We start from the raw sequence: 24,082 nt of genomic DNA, 5'->3' as shown, positions 1-24,082 counted from the left end.
GATGACGCGACGGAGGTGCTCGATCGCCTGGTTGCGCTGTTCGACGACGGCTTCGGTGAGGGCACCGACGACGTGCGTCAGGAGAGCCGACCCGAGAACGACGCCGTACCGACGACGCGAGCCGCGGAAGCTCCGCCGTCGACGCCGGAGAAGGGGACGGGTCCGACGCGCGAGATCGCGGCCGGCTCCGTGCTTCGCGGGCGCGGGGTGAGCCCCGGCCAGGTCGCCGCCCGCGTCGTCCACCTCGCACCCCCGCTTCCCGAACCCGACCCCGACACGGTCGTCGCCGAAGCGGATCGGGATTCCGAGGTCTCCGCCATCGAGTGGGCGGCCGTCGCCGTCGCCGATCAGCTGCGCTCGCGCACCGCGCAGGCGACGGGGGAGACCAAGGCGATCCTCGATGCCTCCCGCCTGTTGGCATCCGATCCTGAACTGGTGTCCGAGGCGACCGCGCTCGTGCGGTCGAAGGGATGCAGCGCTGCCCGCGCGGTCTGGGAGACGGCCGTCGTCCACGAGAAGGCTCTTGCTGCGCTCGGGGGCCGGATGGCCGAGCGCATCGCCGACATCCGCGACGTGCGCGACCGGATCATCGCCGAGATCCTCGAGGTCGACATGCCTGGCGTCCCGGAGCGCGATGAGCCCTTCGTCCTGGTCGCCCCCGATCTCGCCCCCGCCGACACCGCGCTGCTCGCCGGGGGAGCATGCGTCGCCCTCGTCACCGCTCAGGGCGGGCCGACCTCGCACACCGCCATCATCGCGCGCTCTCTCGGCCTGCCTGCCGTGGTCGGTCTCGACGACGCCGAAGCGATCCCCGCCGGCGTGATGGTGCTCGTCGACGGCGACCGGGGCACGGTCGAGGTCGAGCCTGCCGAATCGGTCATCGCGCTGGCGCGCGCGTCGGCGACCGCCGTCGACTTCGACGGTGTCGGCGTGCTCGCCGGAGGGCAACGGATCCCGCTGCTCGCCAACGTCGGCGGAGCAGCCGACGCGGTCAGCGCCGCCTCGGCCCGCGCGGAGGGCGTCGGGCTCTTCCGCACGGAGTTCTGCTTCCTCGATCGCGTCGATGCTCCGAGCATCGACGAGCAGGTCGCCGCCTACCGCGGTGTGCTGGCCGCCTTCCCCGAGCGCAAGGTCGTCGTGCGCACCCTCGATGCGGGAAGCGACAAGCCGCTGCCGTTCGCCAACGCCGAGAGCGAGGACAACCCCGCCCTCGGCGTGCGCGGACTGCGGATCGCGCGCCGCCGCCCTCAGCTCCTCGACGACCAGCTGGCTGCGCTCGCTCGGGCGGCTGCCGAGGAGGCGGCTCAGGTCGAGGTGATGGCTCCGATGGTCGCGACGGTCGATGAGGCCGCTGGCTTCGCCGAACGGTGCCGGGCCGCGGGGCTCGACCGGGTGGGCATCATGATCGAGACGCCGTCGGCGGCTCTCCTCGCCGCCGAGCTGTTCGAGGTCGTCGACTTCGTCAGCCTCGGCACCAACGATCTCGCGCAGTACACGATGGCGGCGGACCGGCTGCTCAGCGACCTGGGAGATCTGAACGATCCCTGGCAGCCCGCGGTGCTGAGACTCATCGGTATCGTCGGCGACGCGGGCAGCGCTGCCGGGAAACCGGTGGGGGTGTGCGGCGAGGCCGGCGGTGACCCTGAGCTCGCACCCGTGCTGGTCGGATTGGGAGTGACATCCCTGTCGATGGCCCCGCGGTCGCTGGGACGGGTCGCTGCGCGGTTGAGCGCGGTGTCTCCGGCGGCGTGCCGTCGAGCGGCGGCAGCCGCGCTCGGTGCCCCCACGGCCGCCGCAGCGCGGGCCGCCGCCGCGGCGGCGCTCGCCGACTCCGTTGACTAACTGACCGATCGTTCGGTTAGTATGAGCGGGTCGGATGTCGCAGGCGCGACGTCCGACCCGCTCGACGAGGAGGTCGACGATGACACAAGCGACGACGCAGGCGACCGACGCCGTGCGACCCAATCGCGCCATGATGGAGCGCGACCGCGCCTCGGCCTCGTTGGGCCTGGTCGTCGAACGCGACGATCCGGGGCATGCGGTCGTCTCGATGCGCGTGCGGGATGACATGACCAACGGCTTCCAGATCACCCACGGCGGATTCGTCTTCGCCCTGGCCGACACCGCCTTCGCGATCGCGTGCAACGAAGACGATCGGGTCACGGTCGCCGCCGGAGCGGACATCTCCTTCCTCAAGCCGACCGTCTCCGGCCAGACGCTCACCGCGACCGCGATCCGGCGATCGCGCACCGGACGCTCCGGCATCTACGACGTGACCGTCGTCGACGAGCAGGGCGACCCCGTCGCCGAGTTCCGCGGGCGTTCCCGCACCACCAGCCAGACCTTCTGACCCCCTGGAGTCCCCCGTGTCGATGACGACCGCAGCATCCCCCCGTGTCCGCCCGCCCGCAGCCGCCGAGCTCGATGCCGAAGAGCGCATGGGTCGCGACGAGATCGCCGCGCTCCAGCTCGCCCGACTGCAGCAGACCGTGCGCCACGCCCACGCGAACGTGCCTCTCTACACGCGCAAACTCGATGAGGCGGGTGTGCGTCCGGAAGACATCCGTACCCTCGACGACGTGCAGCTGCTGCCCTTCACGACCAAGGAGGATCTGCGCGAGACCTACCCGTTCGGGATGTTCGCGGTGCCGATGTCCGACGTCGCCCGCATCCACGCCTCCAGCGGCACCACAGGGCGACCCACGGTCGTCGGGTACACGCGGGGCGACCTCGACAGGTGGGCTTCGCTGGTGGCGCGCTCGCTGCGTGCGAGCGGGATCCGCCGCGGGATGAAGGTGCACAACGCCTACGGTTACGGGCTGTTCACCGGCGGTCTCGGCGCGCACGCGGGCATCGAAGCGCTCGGAGCGACCGCCATCCCCATGTCCGGCGGCCAGACCGCCCGTCAGGTGCAGCTCATCCTCGACTTCGAGCCGGATGCGATCCTGTGCACGCCGAGCTACCTCCTCACGATCGCCGACGCGATGGCTGCGCAGGGCGTCGACCCGCGCTCCACGTCGTTGAAGGTCGCGGTGCTGGGCGCCGAGCCGTGGTCGAACGAGATGCGTCACGAACTCGAACAGCGCCTGGGGATCGACGCCCTCGACATCTACGGGCTCAGCGAGGTCATGGGGCCGGGGGTGGGCAATGAGTGCCTCGAGACCAAGGACGGTCCGCATCTGTGGGAGGACCACTTCCTGCCGGAGATCATCGACGGGGACAGCGGGGCGGTGCTGCCGGGCGGCGAACTCGGCGAGCTCGTCTTCACCTCCCTCACCAAGGAGGCGTTCCCCGTGATCCGCTATCGCACCCGCGATCTCACCCGACTGCTGCCGGGGACCGCGCGTCCGGGCATGCGACGGATGGAGAAGATCACCGGTCGCAACGACGACATGATCATCCTGCGCGGTGTGAACCTGTTCCCCACGCAGATCGAGGAGCTGGTCCTGGGGATCGAGCAGCTGACCCCGCACTTCATCCTCGAGCTGTCGAAGGAAGGACGGATGGACACGCTGAAGGTGCGCATCGAGCGCCACCCCGACCTGTCCGTGGAGACCTGCCAGAGCGCGGCGGAGGTGCTCGCGCAGCGGATCAAGATCTTCGTGGGATCGACCGTCGCGGTGCAGCTCGCCGAGCCGGGGACGCTGCCTCGGAGCGAGGGGAAGTACAAGCGGGTGTACGACCTGCGGTGACGACCAGCGACACCGCGGTCGCCTCGCGGCCGATGCTCCGGTGTGCACGCCCCATCGGGTGCGAGACTGTGGGGTGATGTCCGAGATGCAGAACACACGACGAGGCCGCCCCGGGTACGACCAGCAGGGGATCCTCGGTGTCGCCGTCGCCGCCTTCAACGAATACGGGTACGACGCCACGTCGATCGGCATGCTCGCCGAGCGGCTCGGTCTGTCGAAGTCGGCGATCTACCATCACTTCGGCTCGAAGGACGAGATCCTCGACCTGGCTCTCGACGCGGCCCTGAGCGGCCTCGAGGCCGTCGTGGAGAACCCGCTTCCCGAATCGGCCCAGGGGCCGGCTGCACCCAGCGCTGTCGACAGGCTCGAGCACGTGCTCCGCGGCGCCGTCCGTGTGCTCGTCGACCAGCTGCCGGCTGTGACGCTGCTGCTGCGCGTGCGGGGGAACACCGATGTGGAGCGCAAGGCGCTGATCCGCCGGCGGGCCTTCGACCGTCGGATCACCGCGCTCGTGTCGGAGGCGCAGAGCGAAGGCGCGCTGCGTGCCGACATTGATGCGAGCGTCGTCGCGCGACTCGTGTTCGGGATGATCAACTCGATCGTCGAGTGGTACCGCCCCGGCGGACGCGAGGGCGCCGACCGTCTCGCCGACGATGTGGTCGCCCTCGCTCTCGACGGGCTGCGCACGCGCGGTGAGGCCGGAGCCGCGGCCGTCTGACCCCGACTCCGGCGCTGCTGCTACGCCGCCGCCTGCTCCTTCGCGACCAGCGTGAGCACGTCGTAGGTGGCCACGATGTCATCGTGCTGATTCTTCAGCACGGCGTCCCAGCGCACCTCTCCGTACTCGTCGGTCTCGCGGGGGGTGATCTGCTTCGCGGTGAGCTCCACACGGATGTCGTCGCCGGGGGAGACCGGCGTCACGAACCTCAGGTTCTCCAGCCCGGAGTTCGCCAGCACGGGACCGGGCGCCGGGTCGACGAAGAGACCCGCAGCCCACGACACCAGCAGATACCCGTGCGCGACGCGTCCGGGGAAGAACGGGTTCGCGGAGGCTGCGATCTCATCCATGTGCGCATAGAACGTGTCGCCGGTGAACGCCGCGAACGTCTCGATGTCGTCGAGGGTCACGGTGCGCGAGCCGCTTCTGACCTGATCGCCCACGTGGAGCTCGGCCAGAGACTTGCGGAACGGATGCACGCCGCCGTCCTGCTCGTAGGGGCGCGCGGCCGCGCCCTGATGCCAGACGCCGGTGAGGGCGGTCATCATCGTCGGAGAACCCTGCACGGCCGTGCGCTGCATGTGATGCAGCACCGCGCGGATGCCGCCGAGCTCTTCGCCTCCGCCCGCGCGGCCTGGGCCACCGTGCACGAGGTTCGGGAGCGGGGAGCCGTGTCCGGTCGAGCTGCGGGCATCATCGCGGTCGAGGAAGAGCACGCGTCCGTTGTAGGCGGCCATGCCCGTCGCGAGCGCGACCGCGACCTCGGGGTCGTGCGTGGCCACACTCGTCACGAGCGAGCCGCCGCCGCGTGCCACCAGGGCGCTCGCCTCGTCGAGGGTGCCGTAGCCGATGATGCTCGACACCGGGCCGAACGCCTCGATCTCGTTGACCGCCGGGCTCTGGGCGTCGGGGAATCGCAGCAGCATCGGTGCGACGAAGGCGCCATCGGGGGCGGGTCCTTCGCTGCCGTCGACGTGACGCACGATCGGGGCGTCGGTCGTACCGATCACGAGTTTTCCGCCGCCGGCCTGCAGGCGCCCCACCTGACGCAGCACCTCTTCGCGCTGTGCGGTCGAGGCGAGCGGACCCATCGTGACCCCCTCGGCGCGCGGATCGCCGAGGACGACCCGCGCGGACAGCCGCTCGCGGACCGCGGCGATGACGTCGTCGACGGCAGCCGTCGGCACGATCGCGCGACGGATGGCCGTGCACTTCTGCCCGGCCTTCGTGGTCATCTCGGCGACGAGCTGCTTGATGTAGGCATCGAACTCGGGCGTGCCGGCGACGGCATCCGTCCCGAGGATCGAGGCGTTGATCGAGTCGGTCTCGCTCGTGAAGCGCACGCCTCCCGTCTGCACGCACTCGTGCGCGCGCAGCTGCTCTGCTGTCGACGCCGAACCGGTGAAGGCCACGAGGTCGCCGAGCCGCAGCTCGTCGAAGAGATCGGGCACGCTGCCGGAGACGAGCTGCAGCGAGCCCGCGGGGAGCAGGCCGGACTCGACCATCACGCGCACCATCGCCTCGGCGAGATACCCGGTCGGGGTCGCCGGCTTCACCAGGGTGGGGACGCCGGCGAGGAATGCGGGAGCGAACTTCTCCAGCGCCCCCCAGACCGGGAAGTTGAAGGCGTTGATCTGCACCGCCACGCCCCGCAGTCGCGTGTAGATGTGGCGGCCGAGGAAGGAGCCGTCCTTGGAGAGGTTCTCCACGCCGCCGTCGACGTAGACCTTGGCGTTGGGCAGCTCGCGACGGCCCTTGCTGGAGTACGCGAACAGCACACCGATCCCACCGTCGATGTCCACCCACGAGTCCTGTGTCGTGGCGCCGGTGCGGCTGGAGAGCGCGTACAGCTCGGCCTTGCGTTCGGTGAGGGCGAGGGCGAGCTGCTTGAGCCGCACGGCGCGCTGGTGGAACGTGAGCTCCCCGAGCGAGGCCTGCCCGACCGTGCGGGCGTGGTCGAGCGCGGCACCCAGGTCGAGTCCGTCGGTCGAGACGCGGGCCACGACCTCTCCCGTCGAGGCATCACGCACCTCGGTCGCCCGAGCCGTGGACGCCGGCGTCCACCACTCTCCCTCGACGTAGCTGGGGAGGATCTCGGTCATCTCAGTTCCCTTCATGAGGCGTCCCATTCGTAGAAGCCGCGTCCGCTCTTGCGGCCGAGGTGCCCCTCGGCGACCAGGCGGCGCAGCAGGGCCGGAGGTTCGAAGCGCTCACCCAGATGGGCGGCGAGGTACTCGGCGATGCCGAGCCGCACGTCGAGCCCGACGATGTCGGTGAGTCGGAGCGGTCCGACCGGATGCTTGTATCCGAGCGTCATCGCCGTGTCGATGTCTTCGGCGGAGGCGACGCCCTCCTCGAGCATGCGGATCGCCTCGAGTCCGAGCGCGACACCGAGCCGGGACGACGCGAAGCCGGGAGCATCGGCGACGACGATCGGCGTCTTGCCGAGGGCGGCGACCCAGCCGCGGGCGGAGTCGACGAGCGGGGGAGCGGTGCTCGCTCCGCGAACGATCTCGACGAGCGTGGAGGCGGGCACGGGGTTGAAGAAGTGCATGCCGAGCAGGTGCGAGGGGCGATCGAGCACCGCGGCCAGCTCGTCGATCGAGATGGAGGAGGTGTTCGAGGCGATCACGGCGTCGGAGGCGACGTGTGCTTCGACACGGCGGAGCGCATCGATCTTGAGCGCGAGGTCCTCGGGCACCGCCTCGACGACGAGGGGGCACGGGGCGAACAGCGCGGCATCCGTGCCCGTCGCGAGACGCTCCCGATACTCCTCGACGGGTGCGAGCGCCGTGCCTCTGGCGATCGACGAGTCGACCGACTCGAGCACACGGGCGGCGGCCGCCTGTGCAACGTCGGCATCGCGCTCGACGACGGTGACCCGGGAACCGGCGAGCAGGAACGCGTGGGCGATGCCGGCGCCCATGCGTCCGCCGCCGAGTACGCCCACGTGCTCAGGGGCGAGGGAACTGGTCTCGGTCATCGGTCTCTCCGCTCCAGGAAGTCGGTCATCCGTCGGAATTTCTCCGGGCTCTCGAACAGCTCGGCCTGTGCCTCCAGGTCGACGGCGGGGTGGTGGTCGCGAGGCGCGCGGAACACGCGCTTGGTCGCGATGGTGGCTGCCGGGTCGTTCCGGACGATGCGATCGACGATGGCGTGCGCGGCCGGCAGCAGGTCCGCCGGCTCGTGGATCGACGAGACGAGTCCGATGCGCAGCGCCTCCTCGGCCTTCACGGTGCGACCGGTGAGCAGCAGCTCGATCGCCCTGGCACCTCCGACGATCTCCTTCAGCCGCCATCCGGCTCCTGCCGCGGCGAGGATGCCCAGTCCTGTCTCGGGGTTGCCGATGGCGATGGACGGGGTCGCGATGCGGATGTCGGCGGCATAGGCGAGTTCGGCTCCGCCCCCGAGCGCATATCCGTCGATCGCCGCGATGACCGGCATGGGCAGTTCGGCGAGGCGGATGAACGCGTGGGCGTTGATACCGCGCAGTGCGTCGGCCGCACGGCGCTCGCGCAGCTCGGCGATGTCGGCCCCAGCCGCGAACGCGCCGCCGGCGCCGGTGAGGATCAAGGGGCGCGGTGCGGCTTCGAGCTCGGCGCACAGCGCGTGCAGCGCATCGATGGTGGCCTGGTCGATCGCGTTGCGCTTGTGCGGACGATGGAGCGTCGCGACCACACGGTCGCCGTAGCTCTCGACGAGGAGGGGATCGCCGGCGGGCGAGGGTTCCGACATCACACCTTCTCCACGATCAGGGCGGCGCCCTGTCCGACGCCGACGCACATGGTGGCCAGGCCGTAGCGCGACCCCTCGCGTTCCATGCGGCCGAGGAGGGTGACCAGCAGCCGGGACCCGGACGAACCGAGCGGGTGGCCCAGGGCGATGGCTCCACCGTCGGCGTTCACGCGCGATTCGTCGAGGCCGAGCCGTCGGATGCAGGCGATGGACTGCGTGGCGAAGGCCTCGTTGAGCTCGATCGAGCCGATGTCGTCGATCGAGAGGCCCGCCCGTCGCAGCGCCTTCTGAGTCGCGGGAACCGGACCCAGGCCCATGACCTCGGGCGCGAGGCCCGCACTGGTGCCGGCCACGATGCGGGCACGCGGCACCAGACCGTAGCGCTCGACTGCCGCAGCGCTCGCCACCACGATCGCGGAGGCACCGTCGTTGAGGGCGCTGGAGTTGCCCGCGGTGACGACCTGACCGCCGGCCACGACGGGTCGCAGCCGCGCGAGGCCCTCGAGCGTCGTCTCCGGCCGCGGACCCTCGTCGACCGTGACCTCGCCGGAGCCGACGGGCACGCCGACGATCTCCGCCTCGAACCGCGCGCCCGCGATCGCCGCGGCGGCGCGCTCCTGCGAGCGCAGCGCGAAGGCATCCGCCTCGTCGCGGCTGATGCCGTCGACGCGGGCGACCTCCTCCGCCGTCTCCGGCATCGAGAACGTCGCCTTCTCGCGCGCCAGAAGGCGCGGATTCGGGAAGCGCCAGCCGATCGAGGTGTCGAACGCGGCACCGGGCTTCGCCCAGGCCTTCTCCGGCTTGGCCTGCACCCAGGGCGCGCGGGTCATCGACTCGACGCCGCCGGCGAGGATCACATCGGCGTCGCCGGCGCGGACGGCCTGCGCCGCCATCGTGACGGCGGACATCCCCGAGGCGCAGAGCCGGTTGACCGTGATTCCGGGGACGCTGTCGGGAAGCCCCGCGAGCAGCACCGCCATCCTGGCGACGTTGCGGTTGTCCTCGCCCGCCTGGTTGGCGGCACCGAGGATGACCTCGTCGATCTCGACCTGCAGCGGGTCGATTCCGGCGCGCAGCGCCGCTTCGCGCACGATGATCGATGCGAGGTCGTCCGGGCGGACGGAGGCGAGCGCGCCACCGTAGCGTCCGACCGGGGTGCGTACGCCTCCCACGAGGTATGCCTCGGTCATGCGGAACTCCTGACTGCGTTGTCTCGACGGGTGGCCCGTGTCCGGACGATCGATCCGAATTACTGACCGATCGTCCGGTAATTATGTCACAGACTCAGGGATCGCTGCGATCCCGGGTGGTCGGCCCGAGGGTCAGGTGAGCAGATCGACGCCCTTGGTCTCCTTGACGAGGGAGACCCCGATGAGCGAGATCACCGCGGCGACCGCGATGTAGACGCCGATCGTCCAGGCCGCGTGGAACTGGTTCATCAGGGCTTCGGCGATCATCGGTGCGAACGCCCCGCCGAGGATCGCGCCGAGGGCGTAGCCGATGGATACTCCCGAGTAGCGCACGTTCGCGGGGAACATCTCGGCGTAGAGCGCGGCCTGGGGCCCGTAGGAGAGACCGAGCGCGAACGTCATCACGAACAACGCCACGAAGTACCAGAGGATGTTCGCGGTATCGATCAGGAACCACATCGGCACCGCCCACAGGGCGAGTGCGACGTACCCGATCTGGAAGGTGCGGATGCGACCGAGTCGATCGGAGAGGTGTCCTCCCCAGAGGGTGAAGATGAGCCATCCGAACGAGGCGAGCGTCGTCGCCAGCAGAACCGGAGGACGCTCCATGCCGAGCGTCGCGACGGCGTAGGTCGCGAAGAACGCGATGAGCAGGTAGCCCGCCGCGTTGTTGGCGATGAAGATGATCGCGGTCAGGACCACCTGCTTGGTGTTCTGGCGGAACAGGCGGCTCAGCGGAGCGGATGCCTCCTTGCGGCGACGTCGCAGATCCTCGAAGACCGGGCTCTCGTCGACGGCGCGGCGGATCACGTAGCCGACCGCGATGAGCACGATCGAGAGCAGGAACGGGATGCGCCAGCCCCACTCGAGGAAGGCCTCCGGCGACATCGAGCTGGTGAGCACCCACAGGGTCGAGGTGGCGAGGATCATGCCGACCGGGACGCCGATCTGCGGGAACGCGCCGAAGAGTCCTCGTCGGTTGCTCGGCGCATGCTCGACCGCCATCAGTGCGGCTCCGCCCCACTCTCCGCCCGCGGAGAATCCCTGCACGATGCGGAGCAGGATCAGCAGGATGGGCGCGGCGACGCCGATCGCGGCGTAGGTCGGGAGGATGCCGATGAGCGACGTCGACAGCCCCATCATGATGAGGGTGAGCACGAGCATCTTCTTGCGCCCGAGCTTGTCGCCGAGGTGGCCGGCGACGATCGCGCCGAGGGGGCGGAAGAGGAAGGAGATGCCGATGGTCGCGAACGAGAGGACCTGGGCGAAGCCGGGGCTCTCCCGGGCGATCGGGGCCAGGAACAGCGGTGCGAGCACCAATCCCGCTGCCTGGGCGTAGATGAAGAAGTCGTACCACTCGATCGAGGTGCCCACGAGGGTGCCGGCGAGCACCCGCCGTTCTTCGGCGGGCATCCGTGCGGACGAGGTGCGGTCGGAGACTGCTGACGTCATGCGAACTCCATTGTTCTGCGATTCCGGGAGGGGAGGGCGACGAGGCGCCCCGGCTATTCATGACCGAATGGTCGGTCAGTAATTGCCGAGCGTAGCGCATAGGCGCCGTCGGAATCGAGAACCCGCGCTTTCGGTCAGACCCTCCCGAACGCTCGCAGTGGGTGCTCGATGAGTTCGGTCACCCGCCGCAGGAAGCCGGCAGCGTAGCCGCCGTCGCACACGCGGTGGTCGAACGCGAGCGAGACCTGGACGATCCGTCGAGCCACGATCGCCCCGTCGACCACCCACGGACGCTCGATGATCCGACCGATGCCGAGGATCGCCACATCGGGGTGGTTGATGATTGCGGCCGAGCCGTCGACGCCCAGGCCTCCGTAGTTGTTGAGCGTGAAGGTCGACCCGCGCAGGCGCTCCGGTGGCATGGTGCCGGAGCGCGCCGTGACGGTGAGTTCGCGCAGCGCCGTGTCGAGCTGTGCCACGGTGAGCTCGTGGGCGCGGGGGAGCACCGGCACCAGGAGCCCCCGTTCCGTATCCGCGGCGATCCCGAGGTTCACGCCGTCGAAGGAGATGATCTCGTCTCCGCTCTCGCTGAGCCGCGACGCCAGCAGAGGATGGTCCTCCAGCGCGAGCAGCACGAAGCGGGCGAGGAGTGCGGTCAGGGACGGCGCCTTCCCGCCCTCGGGGGCCATCTGCCCGCGCAGGTCCCACAGGACCGTGGCGTCGACGTCGACCCAGACGGTGGCTTCGGGGATCTCGGACCTGCTGCGGGTGAGCTTGGCGCTGACGGCCCGGCGCGGGGGAGACATCCGTTCGCGGGCGCGCACCCCGAGCCCGTCCACGGTCTCCCCGGTTCGAGGTCCTGTGGTGCCGGCGTGGTGGGCGGCGGCGCCGTCGACGGCGCTGTCCACGGCGGCTCGCAGCACGTCGGCACGGGTGATGGCGCCGTCGGCGCCGGTCGCGGTGATCGCGTGCACGTCGAGACCGAGATCCCTGGCGAGTCGACGCACGAGCGGGGAGCGGACGGCTACCGGGCGGCGATCGGCCGGACCCGAAGGCGCGGAAGCCTCGGAGGTGCGGGGCGCGGCATGCGACGCCGCCGGCGCCGGCGGCGACACCTGCTCGCGCGGCGCGGACACCGAGGCGGCGGACGGGCGTCGTCGTCCCTTCGCGGTGCGCGCGGTCGTTCCATAGCCGATGAGGACGTTCCCGGAACCCGCGCGCTCCTCCTCGCGGTACGCCTCGTGCTCGGGCTGGGCCCCAGGAGACGGGGCGGACGGTGCCGGCGATGTCAGGGGATCGGCCACTTCGAGCACCGGGGCGCCGACGTCGATCGTGTCGCCGGCGGTGCCGTGCAGCGCGGTGACAACCCCGGCGAAGGGCGACGGCAGCTCGACGATGCTCTTCGCGGTCTCGACCTCGGCGATCGGCTGATCGGTCGTGATGGTGTCGCCCACGGCGACGAGCCACTGCACGAGGCCCGCTTCGGTCAGGCCCTCACCGAGGTCGGGGAGCCGGAACACCTGGGCGCCCGCATGCGGCTTCAGCGGAGTGCTCATGCCTCGTCCTCCCAGTGCAGCGTGTCGATCGCGTCGAGCACGCGGTCGACGTCGGGGAGGTACCAGTGCTCGAGCTTCGGAGGGGCGTAGGGGGTGTCGAAGCCCGTCACCCGTCGTACGGGAGCGGCGAGGTACTCGAAGCAGCGCTCGAACACCCTGGCCTGGATCTCGGACGCCACACTCACATAGCCCGGCGCCTCGGCGATCACGACGGCGCGACCGGTCGACTTCACGGCGGCCGTCACGGTGGCGTCATCGAACGGCGAGAGCGAGCGGACGTCGACGACCTGCACGCTGCGTCCTTCGGCGGCGGCGACCTCGGCCGCTTCGAGCGCCAGAGGCACGGAGGCTCCGTAGGCCAGCAGCGTCACATCCGTGCCGTCGCGGGCGATGCGTGCTGTTCCCAGCTCCGCCGTGATCGAGGTGTCGACCTCGCCCTTGGCCCAGTAGAGCTTCTTGGGCTCGAGGAAGATCACAGGGTCGGGGGAGGCGATGGCCGCACGCAGCAGGGAGTAGGCATCCTGCGGCGTGGACGGGCTGACGACGGTGAGGCCCGGCGTGTGTGCGTAATAGGCCTCGGACGAGTCGCAGTGATGCTCGACACCGCCGATGCCGCCGCCGAACGGTATGCGGATCACCAGAGGCATCCGCATACCGCCGCGGGTGCGGTTGCCGAGCTTGGCGACATGGCTGACGACCTGCTCGAACGCGGGGAGCGCGAACGCGTCGAACTGCATCTCCACCACGGGACGCAGACCGTTCATGGCCATGCCGACGGCGGTGCCGACGATGCCGGATTCCGCGAGCGGGGTGTCGAAGCAGCGCTCTTCGCCGAAGCGCGCGGTGAGTCCGTCGGTGATGCGGAAGACGCCGCCCAGCGCGCCCACGTCCTCGCCGAAGACCACGACATCCGGATCGGACTCGATGGCGTCGGCCAGCGCTCTGTTGAGCGCGGCCGCCATCGTCATCGTCGTCGTGCCGGACGCGGTCTCGGTGCGGGTGTCGTCCTGTGCGATCGTCATCGGTGGCCTCCGTTCAGGGTGCTTCCGGCATCGGCGAGACCGGAGCGCTCGATCTCGTCACGCAGCAGGTGCCACTGCTCATCGAGCTGCGGGGATCGGGTCTCGGTCACGAAGCGGAACAGGTCTTCGGGATCGAGGTCGGCATCGGTGTTCAGGGCGGCCCTCATCGCGGTCGCGATCTCCTCCGCGCCCGCCGCGAAGCGCTCCTCGGCCTCGGCGTCGAGTGCGCCGGTGGAGGTGAGGTGTGCGCGCAGTCGCACCAGCGGATCACGGGCGACCCAGGCCTGCACCTCGTCGCGCTCGCGATAGCGGGTGTCGTCGTCGGCGTTGGTGTGCGCCTGCATCCGATACGTGTGCGCCTCGATGAGGGACGGGCCCCCGCCGGCACGGGCGCGAGACACGGCATCGCCGAGCACGGCGAGGACTGCAGCGACGTCGTTGCCGTCGACGCGCTGTCCCGGCATCCCGTAGCCGACGGCTTTGTGGGCGAGGGAGGGGGCCGCCGTCTGCCGCGCGAGCGGGACCGAGATCGCGAACTCGTTGTTCTGCACGAAGAAGACGACGGGGACGTGGAACACCGCGGCGAAGTTCATGGCCTCGTGGAAGTCGCCCTCGCTGGTTGCACCGTCGCCGCAGAGGGCGAGCACCACGGTGTCCTCGCCCCGATGCTTCGCGGCCTGGGCGAAGCCGACCGCATGCAGCAGCTGCGTCGCGAGCGGCGTGGCCTGTGGGGCGACGCGATGCGCGCGCACGTCGTACCCCGAGTGCCAGTCGCCCTTGAGGAGGACCATGGCGTCGGCGGGCTCGACCCCGCGAGCGATCACGGCGACCGAGTCGCGATAGGTCGGGAACAGCCAATCGGTGGAGCCGAGAACCATCGCGGCGCCGACCTGGCAGGCCTCCTGGCCGTGCGACGACGGGTAGACGGCGAGGCGCCCCTGGCGCACCAGGGCTCCGGCCTGATCGTTGATGCGTCGGCCCTCGACGAGCCCGCGGTAGGCGGCCAGGAGGGTGTCGGCGTCGGGGAGCGCGTACTGGTCGTCCACGACCGGCGCTCCGCTCTGGTCGATCAGTTGCACCGCGGTGTCTCGCGGGAGCAGGTCGGTGTGCAGCATGCGTTCGCCCTCCTTGCCGAACTCGGTGAGGACAGCTTGCCTGCGAGGCGACAGTCATCCAAGATCTTTTGGAGAATCCTGGATGAATGTGGCTGGAGTGAGGCATTCTTGATCGAAGTGTCAGAAATACTGCGCTGAGGAAAGGGGTCGCATGGTCGCTCTGGACGAGACGGATCGCGCGATCCTCGAGGAGCTGCGCCGTGACGCGCGGGCATCGATGACGGCGATCGCGGACGCGGTGCACATCTCCCGCGCCGGCGCCCATGCGCGGATCAAGCGCCTGACCGATGCCGGCGTCATCACGGGGTACTCCGTGCGCACCGATCCCGTGCTCCTCGGGCACCACGCCAGCGCGTATGTGACCCTCGCGATCGAGCAGGCGACGTGGCAGGCCGTGAGCGAACGGCTGCGCTCGATACCCGAGATCGAGCACATGGCGCTGGTCGGGGGCGACTTCGATGTGATCCTGCTGGTGCGGGCGAACGATGCTCGCGATCTGCGTCGCATCGTGTTGGAGGACATCCAGGCGATCCCGTCGATCCGCTCGACGAGGACCACGCTCATCTTCGAGGACTACCCCCGCAACTGAGCCCCGACCGGATCATCCTTCGCACTCGGACATCTGCGGCGCGCTCCGCGACAAGTGCGGTGACGGTGCTCGTCCGAGAATGAGAGGACGACCGGCGTCCACCCCGCCGCCGGCCAGCGCCACGCTCGAAGGAGAGACACCGATGTCCGATTCCGCAGCTTCCGCAGCCGCAGCGCTGCGCCGTTTCATGGTGCGCGGCGGTCTGATCCTGATGGGGATCTTCCTCGCGTGCGTCGGCATCTTCCCCGTGGACGAGTTCTTCCTCCTGCACAACACCGTCGCGACGGGCATGGCCGTCGTGTTCGGGATCGTCGTGGTCGGACTGCCGTGGTTCCTGCCGACCATCCCTCGCGTGTTCGTGGCCTTCGGATGGATCTACGTGCTGGTGATCGTCCTGCTCGCCGCCTTCTTCGCGGTCGGCTACTACAACCTCACCGCGGTCGAGTTGATCGCGGCCGTGCTGATCTTCAGCTGGATCATCGTCTTCCTGCGCACGGCAGGATCGGTCACAGCCCCCGCCGTCACAGACGGTGCGTCAGCGGAGGCGAGTTGAGGGAATCGTGCTCGCCCTAGTCCCAGATCGGGTCGTCGGGGTCGGGGGAGTCCGTGCCGTCGGCGTCGGTCATGATGCGCGCTTCGGCGATCCACGACGTCAGGGAATCGTCGTGGAGCATGTGCGGTCGCGGTGAGCCGAGAAGGTCGGGGTTCGTCACGACGTCCAGCGGCTCATCGCTGGCGAAGATGACGACGTTGCCGAGTGGCCCTTCGTCATCTTCCGGTTCTGCGTCGAGAACGACCGCGATGTGGTCGAACACGGAGCTCAGCGTGGCGGCCTGTCGTCGTGAGTACTCGAACGGGTGCCCGTCGAGCAGGTTCACCGCCACGATTCCATCTGACGCGGAGCGCGCGGCGACGCGGCGGTAGAACTCCTGGCTGGCCACGCGATGCCGGATGACCGCGGCATCCCACAGATCGACGACGGTGAAGCGCGCATCCACCCAATCGGTGTCGACCGCGGTGCTTCCCGTTGCCGCCGCGTCGACCGCCGGGGATGGGGATGACGGCGCCGACGGTCCCCTCTCGCCCGGAAGATCCGCGTCGGCGACCGCTCGCGCATCGCCGAAGATGACTCGCAGATCAGCGCTGGGGGGCAGGGGCAGCGCGGCGATCACCGCGGCATAGAGAGCGGGCTCGAACTCGACCGCGAGCTGAGGCGATCCGGCACGCGTGGCCTCGACGTAGCGCGCGAGCGTGAGTGCTCCGGCCCCCAGATGCACGGTGAACAGCGGTGCACCGGGTTCGGCCGCGGCATCGATCGCTCTGGCGATGTGCTGGATGTAGGCGTATTCGAGTGAGGTGGGCTCGGTCATCGAGACGACGGACTGCGGAATCCCATCGACGCTGAGCTCGAAGCGACCGGGTCGCCTCTTCGACTCCATCAGCTTCGCCTTGCGATTGTCGAGCATGAGCGAGAACACCCGGCGATTCCTTGGCACCCGTCGATCCTAGATCGGGCGACGTCGGTCGGAGGTCACCCTGCCGGGCGACGGCCGGCCGGATCCCCGCACGCGGCTACCCTGGAAGGAACATGGCACATCTTCTCGGCGCTGAGGCGCTCCACCTCGAATATCCGACCAGGGTCGTCTTCGACTCCGTGACCCTCGGCATCGAGGAGGGCGACCGCATCGGCATCGTCGGCCGCAACGGCGACGGCAAGTCGAGCCTCCTCGGCATGCTGGCCGGCATCAAGGAGCCGAACTCCGGCCGCGTCACCGTGCGCGGAGGCACGCGGATCGGCGTGCTCGATCAGGCCGACAACCTGCCGGACGATCTCACGATCAGCGCCGCGGTGGTCGGTGACACCCCGGAGTACGAGTGGGCGGGCGACGCGCGCGTGCGCGACGTCATCGAAGGACTGCTCACCGACCTGCCGTGGGATGCCGAGATCGGATCCCTCAGCGGTGGTCAGCGGCGCCGGGTCTCGCTCGCGAAGCTCCTCACCGGCGACTGGGACGTCATCGCGCTCGACGAGCCCACCAACCACCTCGACGTCGAGGCGATCACCTGGCTCGCCGGGCACCTCAAGAAGCGCTGGTCGCCGAACTCGGGGGCCCTCATGGTCGTGACCCACGACCGGTGGTTCCTCGACGAGATCAGCACCGAGACCTGGGAGGTGCACGATCGCATCGTCGAGCCCTTCGAAGGCGGCTACGCGGCGTACATCCTGCAGCGCGTCGAGCGCGATCGCATGGCGGCCTCGACCGAGGCGAAACGTCAGAACCTCGCCAAGAAGGAGCTCGCATGGCTCCGCCGCGGCGCTCCCGCCCGCACGGCGAAGCCCAAGTTCCGCATCGACGCGGCCAACGAGCTCATCGCCGACGTGCCCGAGATCCGCGACAAGGTCTCGCTGCAGTCGCTGGCCGTCTCGCGCCTCGGCAAGGACGTGGTCGATCTCCTCGACGTCGGTGTGACCTACCCGACGGCGGACGGCGGTGAGAAGGTCGTGCTGCGCGATATCGAGTGGCGCATCGCGCCGGGCGAGCGCACCGGCATCCTCGGCGTGAACGGTGCCGGCAAATCCACGCTGCTCGGACTCATCTCCGGCACCGTGGAGCCGACCGTCGGCCGGGTCAAGCGCGGCACGACCGTGAAGGTGCAGACCCTCACGCAGCGGCTCGACGAGCTCACCCATCACTGGAACGACCCGGTGCGCGTGATCATCTCGGGCCTTCGCACCTCGTACACAATGGGGGCCGGCTCCAAGGCGCAGGATCTCACGCCGGGGCAGCTGCTCGAACGGCTCGGGTTCGACTCCGCCCAGCTCTCCACTCCGGTCAAGGACCTCTCGGGTGGCCAGCAGCGCCGTCTGCAGCTGCTGCTCGTGCTGCTCGACCAGCCGAACGTGCTGATCCTCGACGAGCCGACCAACGACCTCGACACCGACATGCTCGCCGCGATCGAGGATCTTCTCGACTCGTGGTCAGGCACGCTCCTCGTCGTCAGCCACGACCGGTACTTCCTGGAGCGCGTCACCGACCAGCAGTACGCGATCCTCGACGGTCACCTGCGCCATCTGCCCGGCGGGGTCGACGAGTACCTGCGGCTGCGCCACCTTCAGGCCTCCACGGGGTCGAAGCAGACCGCGACGGCCGCCGCGACCGCGACGGCGACGGCAACCGCCAAGGGGCTCGACGGTGCGGCCCTGCGCACGGCGCAGAAGGAGGTGTCCGCCCTCGAGCGTCGCATCCAGAAGCTCACGCAGCAGGTGAACGCCGCCAAGACCGCGCTGGCCGACCACGACCAGTCCGACTACGAGGGTCTCGGCGACCGGATGAAGAAGATCAGCGAGCAGCAGGCCGAGATCGAGGAGCTGGAGCTGCGCTGGTTCGAACTCACCGAGGAGATCGGCTGACGGAGGAATATCCTCCTCCCAACGCTGTTGGGAGGTAGGGATGGAAGGCCTCGAAGTAACAGTCCTGCTCGGACTCACGATTCTCGTCGGAACCCTTATCGCCCCGCGCGTGCGTCTCGCGCTGCCCCTCGTCCTGGTCATCTTCGGGCTGCTGTTGGGCTTCGTGCCGCAGCTGCGCGAGGTGCAGCTGCCGCCCGAGACGGTGCTGCTGCTGTTCCTGCCGGTGATGCTCTTCTGGGAGAGTCTCACCACGTCGCTCCGGTCGATCCGGCGGGACTTCCGTTACATCCTCCCGATGAGCACCGTGCTCGTGGTCGCCTCGGCGTTCGCTGTCGCCGGCATCGGGGTGCTGTTCGGGATGCCGTGGGAGATCGCCCTCATCCTCGGGGCCGCGGTGGCTCCCCCCGATGCCACGGCCGTCGCCGCCCTCGGGCGCCTGCTGCCGCGCCGCATGTTCATGAAGCTCAAGGCCGAGAGCCTGACCAACGACGGCACGGCCCTGGTGCTCTACGCGATCGCGGTGTCGCTCGCCCTCGGCGGCCAGATCACCCCGTTGTCGGTCACGCTCGACGTGCTGCTGTCGTATGTCGGCGGCATCGCCGGGGGCGTCGTGGTCGCCGGCCTCGGCTATCTGCTGCTGCGGCGCACATCGTCGACGATCGTGATCAACGTCGCTCTGCTGCTGATCCCGTTCACGGCGTTCCTCGTCGCGGAGATGGTGCATGCCTCCGGCGTGCTCGCGGTCGTCGTGGCCGGACTCATCGTCGCCTACGTGGCGCCTCGTGTCACGACCGCCTCGTCGCGACGGCAGGCGGATGCGGCCTGGCCGTTCGGAGTCTTCCTGCTCAACGGCGCCCTGTTCGTGCTGATCGGCCTCGAGGTGCAGTACGTCGTGCACGAGATCTCTGCGGCGGCGATCGGGCGCCTCGTGCTCCTCACCCTCGCCGTGTGGGTGACGCTGCTGGTCGTGCGCTATCTGTTCCAACTGCTCAACGTGCTCGTCCAGCGGCCGGCCGGCCCTCGTCCGGCTCCCGGCGCTCGGGCACGGGCCAGGGTCGTCTCCACGGTCGCCGGCATGCGCGGTGCCGTGTCACTCGCGATCGCGCTGTCGGTCCCCGCTGCCGTCACCGAGGGCGGGGCCATCAACGGGCGCGATGAGATCGTGTTCGTCACCGCCGGTGTCATCCTCCTGAGTCTGCTCGTGCAGGGTCCGCTCCTGCCCGCCATCGTGCGGTGGGCGCGGTTCCCCGTCGATCATGTCGAGGACGAGGAGTACGAGCTCGCGGAGCGGGCGATCTCCGGGGCGGCGCTCGCCGCGCTCGACGACCTCGCCTCCGAGCACGGCGTCGGGCAGGAGGTGCTCGACCACGTGCGGTCCGAGGGGTATCGGATGCTCGAGGTCGCGAACGCCCGCGCCCTGGCCCGCGAGCAGGCTCTGGTCGATGCGGAGGCCGATGCGCTCGACGAGATGCTCGGCGAACCCGACCCGCTCGGCGCCGGAACCGCGGGACCGACCCGCCCCGTCGCCCCAGGGGCGGATCAGGACTCCGGCGGCGGCACCGCGCAGATCGCGGCGGCCGACGCCACCGACGGCGCGGTGCTGCAGATCATCGCCACTTCGGCGGACGTCGATCTCGCCCAGCGCTCGCCGCTGATCCGCCACGACGAGCACACGCGACTCAAACTCGCCCTCATCGACCGCGAGCGCGAGGTGCTGCTGGGGCTGCGCGGCTCCGGCACCGTCGACGACATCGTCGTGCGCCGCATCTCAGCCCGCCTCGACCTCGAGCAGGTGCGCCTGCAGGGGATCGAGGAGTACGACTGAACGTCGGGTTCCGTGTCTGCTGTGACGCCGTGTGACACACGATTCCGCGTGCGCGGTGCGCGCTGCCTAACGTATTCGAGTCCCCCCCAAGAGAGGAACTCCTTCACATGTCACGCCGCACCACCTCCATCCTCGCCGCGCTCGCCGTGGTCCCGCTCTTCGTCGCACTCGCAGGCTGCGCCACGGGATCAGCCGACGCCGGCTCCGGCAGTGACGGATCGTCCGAGGACGAGGTCGTCAAGATCGGCGTCGTCGGCAAGGGCGACGAGCAGTGGCCGGCGTTCGTCGATGCCGCAGCCGAAGAGGGGATCACGGTCGAACTGGTCGACTTCGGCTCCTACGAGCAGCCCAACCCCGCGCTCACCGAGGGAGAGATCGACCTCAACCAGTTCCAGCACATCGTCTACCTCGCCGAGTACAACAACGCCTCGGGCTCCGACCTCACCCCGATCGGCTCGACCGCGATCTACCCGCTCGGTCTGTACTCGAAGAAGTACGACGACGTCGACAGCATCCCCGAGGGCGAGACGGTGGCCGTGCCCGACGACGCCTCCAACCAGGCGCGTGCGCTGAACGTGCTGCAGCAGGCCGGCCTCGTCGAGCTGAAGAGCGGCGGCACGCCGTACTCCGACCTCGCCGATGTCGACACCGACAAGTCCAAGGTCAAGGTCACCGCTCTCGAGGCCGCGCTCATCCCGACCTCGCTGCCCGACGTCGCCGGGGCGATCATCAACAACGACTTCGTGCAGGATGCCGGTCTCACCTTCGAGGACGCGATCGCGCAGGACGACCCCGAAGATGCCAGTGCCCTGCCGTACGTGAACATCTTCGCCGCCCGTGCCGAAGACGCCGACAACGAGACCTACCTCAAGCTCGTCGAGATCTTCCAGACGAACGAGGCCGTCCAGAAGGGTCTGCTCGAGTCGTCCGGCGGCACCGCGGTGGCCCTGCAGACGCCGGTGGAGGATCTGGTCGCGTCGCTCGCGAAGGTCCAGAAGGACGCCGACGCGAAGAAGTAGGACGCGGGGATTCCCACCCTGTCCGATAAAGGAGAATCGGGTGGCGCGAAACGCGTCACCCGATTCTTCGTTCCCGAAGCAGACCGGAGCAGCACATGTCGATCGTCACCCTGACGAACGTCTCCAAGACCTACCCGTCCCGCACTCGTGAGGGCGCGGAAGTCGTGGCCGTGGACGACGTCTCCCTCTCGATCGAGAAGGGCGACGTCTTCGGCATCATCGGATACTCCGGCGCGGGCAAGTCGACCCTCGTCCGCCTCATCAACGCGTTGGAGCCCGCCACGAGCGGCACCATCACGGTCGACGGCGTCGACATCACCGCGCTCAAGGAGAGCGAGCTGCGCGCGGTCCGCGGGGGGATCGGCATGATCTTCCAGCAGTTCAACCTGTTCTCCTCCCGCACCGTCAAGGCCAACATCGCCTACCCGCTCAAGCTCGCAGGCTGGTCCAAGGCGGATATCGAGACGCGGGTGGCCGAGCTGCTCAGCTTCGTCGGCCTCGCCGACAAGGCGAAGGCGTATCCCGAGCAGCTCTCCGGCGGGCAGAAGCAGCGCGTCGGCATCGCCCGCGCACTCGCCACCGGGCCCGCGATCCTGCTCGCGGACGAGGCCACCAGCGCCCTCGACCCCCAGACCACTCACGAGGTGCTCGATCTGCTCCAGCGGGTCAACAAGGAGCAGGGTGTCACGATCGTCGTCATCACGCACGAGATGGATGTGATCCAGACGATCGCCACCAAGGTGGCCGTGATGGAGAACGGCCGTGTGATCGAGCAGGGTGATGTGTTCGACGTCTTCTCGTCACCGCAGAACCCGGCGTCGCAGCGCTTCGTCGGAACGGTGGTGAAGGGCGTGCCCTCGCCGTCCGAGCGTTCCGTCCTGCGCGAGCGGCATCAGGGCCGCCTCGTCACGTTCTCCTTCCGCGACGGTGACTCCTCACAGGCGCAGGTATTCCTCGATCTCGCCGGTGCCGGGCTCGACTTCGAGCTCGTGTACGGAGGGATCAACGACATCCGCGGACGGGCCTTCGGGCACCTCACCCTCGCCATCCGCGGCGAGGACGCCGTGATCGATCGCGCTCTCGCGAACATCGCCGAACGTGTCGAAGTGACCGAGATCGCCGGAGAGGAGGCGCGCTGATGGACCGCCTGAACGAACTGTGGCCCGAGCTGTGGAAGGCCGCACTCGAGACGCTCTACATGACGACGTTCGCGCTCGTCCTCGGCGGCATCCTCGGCCTGGCGATCGGCGTCATCCTCTACGTCACCCGTCCCGGCGGGCTCGCGCAGAACAAGCCGGTCGCGTTGATCGCCAACCTCGGGGTGAACTTCTTCCGCCCGATCCCCTTCGTCCTCTTCGTGGCCGTCGCGCAGCCGTTCGCCCGTGTGGTGGTCGGCACCGGGATCGGAACCACCGCCGGAGCGTTCATGATCGCTCTCGCCGCCGCGTTCGCGATCGGTCGCATCGTCGAGCAGCACCTCGTCTCGGTCCCACCCGGCGTGATCGAAGCCGCGCGCGCGATGGGCGCCGGCCCCTGGCGCATCCTCTTCACCGTGGCCATCCCCGAGTCGCTGGGACCGCTGATCCTCGGCTACACGTTCATCGTGGTCGCGCTCATCGATATGACGGCGATGGCCGGTCTGATCGGCGGAGGCGGTCTCGGCGCGTTCGCGCAGATCTACGGATTCCGGCAGTTCGAGCCGGTCGTGATGTGGACGGCGATCGTCCTGATCGTGGTGTTCGTGCACCTCGTGCAGATGCTCGGAACGCGCCTGGCGCGCAAGGTCATGCGCCGCTGACGGGATCTTCGCTGACGGGATCCTCGCCGGCGGGCGCGTGCTGCAGCGTGCGCCGCGTGGTGAACACCCGCTCCTCGCCGCTCAGTGGATCGACGAACCGCAGCTCCCGCGCGAGCAGTTGCAGGGGGCGGTCGAAGTCGTCGGGCAGGTCCTCGAGCAGCTCGGGGTAGAACCTGTCGTTGAGGATGCCGATGCCGAGGGCGGCGAGGTGCACGCGCAGCTGGTGCATCTTGCCGCTGTGCGGTCTGAGCAGGGTGTGCACCACGCGATCGTCGCTGCTGATCAGCGCGATCAGCGTCTCGGCGTTCGGTTCCCTGGTGTCGTCGACCTGCACCCGCACCTGGGCCCGCGGCTTCTCGATGTGGTTGCGATACACGAGGGGGAACGAGGGCAACTCGCCGCCCTCGGGGAGTGCGGAGACCGCCTCGTAGACCTTCTGCACCTGCCGGTTCTCGAACATCAACTGGTAGGCACCGCGGGTCGCCGGCCGTGTCGAGAACATCAGCAGCCCGGCGGTCGCACGGTCCAGGCGGTGGATCGGCGCCAGGTCGGGATTGTCGAGGAGATTGCGCAAGCGCACCAGCGCCGAGTTCTGCAGGAACTTGCCGCCGGGAGTCGTCGGCAGGAAATGCGGCTTGTCGACGACCACGAGATGCTCGTCCTGGTGCAGGACCTCGATCTCGAAGGGGATCCGCGTCTCGACAGCGGGTTCGCGGTAGTACCAGACGAATTCGACGCTGCCCAGCGGGGCGTCGCGAGGGACGGGGGAGCCGTCGGCACGCACGATCTCGCCGCGGTCGAACCGCGCGAGCAGACGCTCGGGATCCATGTGGAAGAAGCGCTCGACCATGTAGGCCGCGGCGGTGGGCCACGGCCCGGTCAGCGGCACGTGCAGTCGTGTGGCTCCCACGCCGTCGCGCACAGGGAGGGGAGAGGGCATGCCCATCAGATGCGGCCGG

At 69.4% G+C, this 24,082-nt stretch carries 21 protein-coding genes; 11 read left to right on the top strand and 10 right to left on the bottom strand.

The genetic code is table 11. The features are described from left to right. Positions 1-174 precede the first annotated feature (174 nt). The 4 genes from ptsP (at position 175) to KY497_RS15465 (ending at position 4,410) form a co-directional block, all read left to right on the top strand. Positions 175-1,842 carry a phosphoenolpyruvate--protein phosphotransferase gene (gene ptsP / locus KY497_RS15480; RefSeq protein ID WP_371861289.1) on the top strand — a complete coding sequence of 556 codons (1,668 nt, stop codon included), beginning with the start codon at positions 175-177 and terminating at the stop codon, positions 1,840-1,842. Between the two features lie 79 nt (positions 1,843-1,921). Then, entirely contained in the window at positions 1,922-2,350 is a 429-nt protein-coding gene (gene paaI, locus KY497_RS15475; RefSeq protein ID WP_055871214.1) for a hydroxyphenylacetyl-CoA thioesterase PaaI, read from the top strand. A 16-nt stretch (positions 2,351-2,366) separates the two neighbouring features. After that, positions 2,367-3,692, top strand: a complete 1,326-nt coding sequence (gene paaK, locus KY497_RS15470) for a phenylacetate--CoA ligase PaaK (protein ID WP_375140916.1) — start codon at positions 2,367-2,369, stop codon at positions 3,690-3,692. A 76-nt stretch (positions 3,693-3,768) separates the two neighbouring features. Next, on the top strand, positions 3,769-4,410 hold the full coding sequence (locus KY497_RS15465) for a TetR/AcrR family transcriptional regulator (protein WP_141386318.1): 642 nt from the start codon (positions 3,769-3,771) through the stop codon (positions 4,408-4,410). A 20-nt stretch (positions 4,411-4,430) separates the two neighbouring features. Here KY497_RS15465 and paaZ read toward each other — a convergent pair whose 3' ends face one another. From paaZ to KY497_RS15425, 8 genes are all read right to left on the bottom strand, one after another. Further along, positions 4,431-6,512: a phenylacetic acid degradation bifunctional protein PaaZ gene (gene paaZ / locus KY497_RS15460; protein WP_219869448.1), complete on the bottom strand. Its 2,082-nt coding sequence runs from the start codon at positions 6,510-6,512 to the stop codon at positions 4,431-4,433. A gap of 11 nt (positions 6,513-6,523) precedes the next feature. Next, positions 6,524-7,393: a 3-hydroxyacyl-CoA dehydrogenase family protein gene (locus tag KY497_RS15455; RefSeq protein ID WP_219869447.1), complete on the bottom strand. Its 870-nt coding sequence runs from the start codon at positions 7,391-7,393 to the stop codon at positions 6,524-6,526. Next, positions 7,390-8,145: an enoyl-CoA hydratase/isomerase family protein gene (locus KY497_RS15450; RefSeq protein WP_219869446.1), complete on the bottom strand. Its 756-nt coding sequence runs from the start codon at positions 8,143-8,145 to the stop codon at positions 7,390-7,392. Before KY497_RS15450 ends, KY497_RS15455 begins: the two co-directional genes overlap by 4 nt. Continuing rightward, on the bottom strand, positions 8,145-9,335 hold the full coding sequence (locus KY497_RS15445; protein WP_141386315.1) for an acetyl-CoA C-acyltransferase: 1,191 nt from the start codon (positions 9,333-9,335) through the stop codon (positions 8,145-8,147). The genes KY497_RS15450 and KY497_RS15445 overlap by 1 nt, the downstream gene beginning before the upstream one ends. A 132-nt stretch (positions 9,336-9,467) precedes the next feature. Next, on the bottom strand, positions 9,468-10,787 hold the full coding sequence (locus KY497_RS15440; RefSeq protein WP_219869445.1) for an MFS transporter: 1,320 nt from the start codon (positions 10,785-10,787) through the stop codon (positions 9,468-9,470). 134 nt (positions 10,788-10,921) lie between these two features. Next, entirely contained in the window at positions 10,922-12,343 is a 1,422-nt protein-coding gene (locus KY497_RS15435; protein ID WP_219869444.1) for a dihydrolipoamide acetyltransferase family protein, read from the bottom strand. After that, positions 12,340-13,365, bottom strand: a complete 1,026-nt coding sequence (locus KY497_RS15430; RefSeq protein ID WP_055877552.1) for an alpha-ketoacid dehydrogenase subunit beta — start codon at positions 13,363-13,365, stop codon at positions 12,340-12,342. The genes KY497_RS15435 and KY497_RS15430 overlap by 4 nt, the downstream gene beginning before the upstream one ends. Further along, a complete protein-coding gene (locus tag KY497_RS15425) occupies positions 13,362-14,480 on the bottom strand; it encodes a thiamine pyrophosphate-dependent enzyme (protein WP_219869443.1) in 1,119 nt (372 codons plus the stop codon). The genes KY497_RS15430 and KY497_RS15425 overlap by 4 nt, the downstream gene beginning before the upstream one ends. A 151-nt stretch (positions 14,481-14,631) precedes the next feature. Between KY497_RS15425 and KY497_RS15420 the strand changes: the two genes are divergently transcribed. Further along, a complete protein-coding gene (locus tag KY497_RS15420) occupies positions 14,632-15,069 on the top strand; it encodes an Lrp/AsnC family transcriptional regulator (protein ID WP_174799538.1) in 438 nt (145 codons plus the stop codon). A 142-nt stretch (positions 15,070-15,211) separates the two neighbouring features. After that, complete coding sequence (locus tag KY497_RS15415; protein ID WP_229778874.1) at positions 15,212-15,622, top strand: hypothetical protein; 411 nt, start codon at positions 15,212-15,214, stop codon at positions 15,620-15,622. Between the two features lie 16 nt (positions 15,623-15,638). On the opposite strand, the gene KY497_RS15410 is transcribed toward KY497_RS15415, so the two are convergent. Continuing rightward, positions 15,639-16,565, bottom strand: a complete 927-nt coding sequence (locus tag KY497_RS15410) for a spermidine synthase (RefSeq protein WP_219869442.1) — start codon at positions 16,563-16,565, stop codon at positions 15,639-15,641. A gap of 92 nt (positions 16,566-16,657) precedes the next feature. On the opposite strand from KY497_RS15410, the gene KY497_RS15405 reads away from it, so the two are divergent. From KY497_RS15405 to KY497_RS15385, 5 genes are all read left to right on the top strand, one after another. Then, positions 16,658-18,481 (top strand): ABC-F family ATP-binding cassette domain-containing protein, encoded by a 1,824-nt coding sequence (locus KY497_RS15405; protein ID WP_219869441.1) that lies wholly within the window; start codon positions 16,658-16,660, stop codon positions 18,479-18,481. 40 nt (positions 18,482-18,521) lie between these two features. Beyond that, positions 18,522-20,306 carry a Na+/H+ antiporter gene (locus tag KY497_RS15400; RefSeq protein WP_219869440.1) on the top strand — a complete coding sequence of 595 codons (1,785 nt, stop codon included), beginning with the start codon at positions 18,522-18,524 and terminating at the stop codon, positions 20,304-20,306. Positions 20,307-20,413: 107 nt separating this feature from the next. Beyond that, on the top strand, positions 20,414-21,325 hold the full coding sequence (locus KY497_RS15395) for a MetQ/NlpA family ABC transporter substrate-binding protein (protein ID WP_219869439.1): 912 nt from the start codon (positions 20,414-20,416) through the stop codon (positions 21,323-21,325). A 95-nt stretch (positions 21,326-21,420) separates the two neighbouring features. Then, positions 21,421-22,464: a methionine ABC transporter ATP-binding protein gene (locus tag KY497_RS15390; RefSeq protein ID WP_055870735.1), complete on the top strand. Its 1,044-nt coding sequence runs from the start codon at positions 21,421-21,423 to the stop codon at positions 22,462-22,464. Continuing rightward, positions 22,464-23,123, top strand: a complete 660-nt coding sequence (locus KY497_RS15385; RefSeq protein ID WP_127482036.1) for a methionine ABC transporter permease — start codon at positions 22,464-22,466, stop codon at positions 23,121-23,123. Before KY497_RS15390 ends, KY497_RS15385 begins: the two co-directional genes overlap by 1 nt. Here the strand turns inward: KY497_RS15385 and KY497_RS15380 are convergent. Continuing rightward, complete coding sequence (locus KY497_RS15380; RefSeq protein WP_219869438.1) at positions 23,110-24,063, bottom strand: pseudouridine synthase; 954 nt, start codon at positions 24,061-24,063, stop codon at positions 23,110-23,112. The two genes, KY497_RS15385 and KY497_RS15380, sit on opposite strands and share 14 nt — an antisense overlap. Positions 24,064-24,082: the final 19 nt, after the last annotated feature.

The organism is Microbacterium sp. PAMC22086 (genome assembly GCF_019443525.1).
Taxonomy (GTDB): domain Bacteria; phylum Actinomycetota; class Actinomycetes; order Actinomycetales; family Microbacteriaceae; genus Microbacterium; species Microbacterium maritypicum.
Note: the sequence above shows the minus strand (reverse complement) of the source record. Positions and strands in the feature narration are given on the sequence as shown.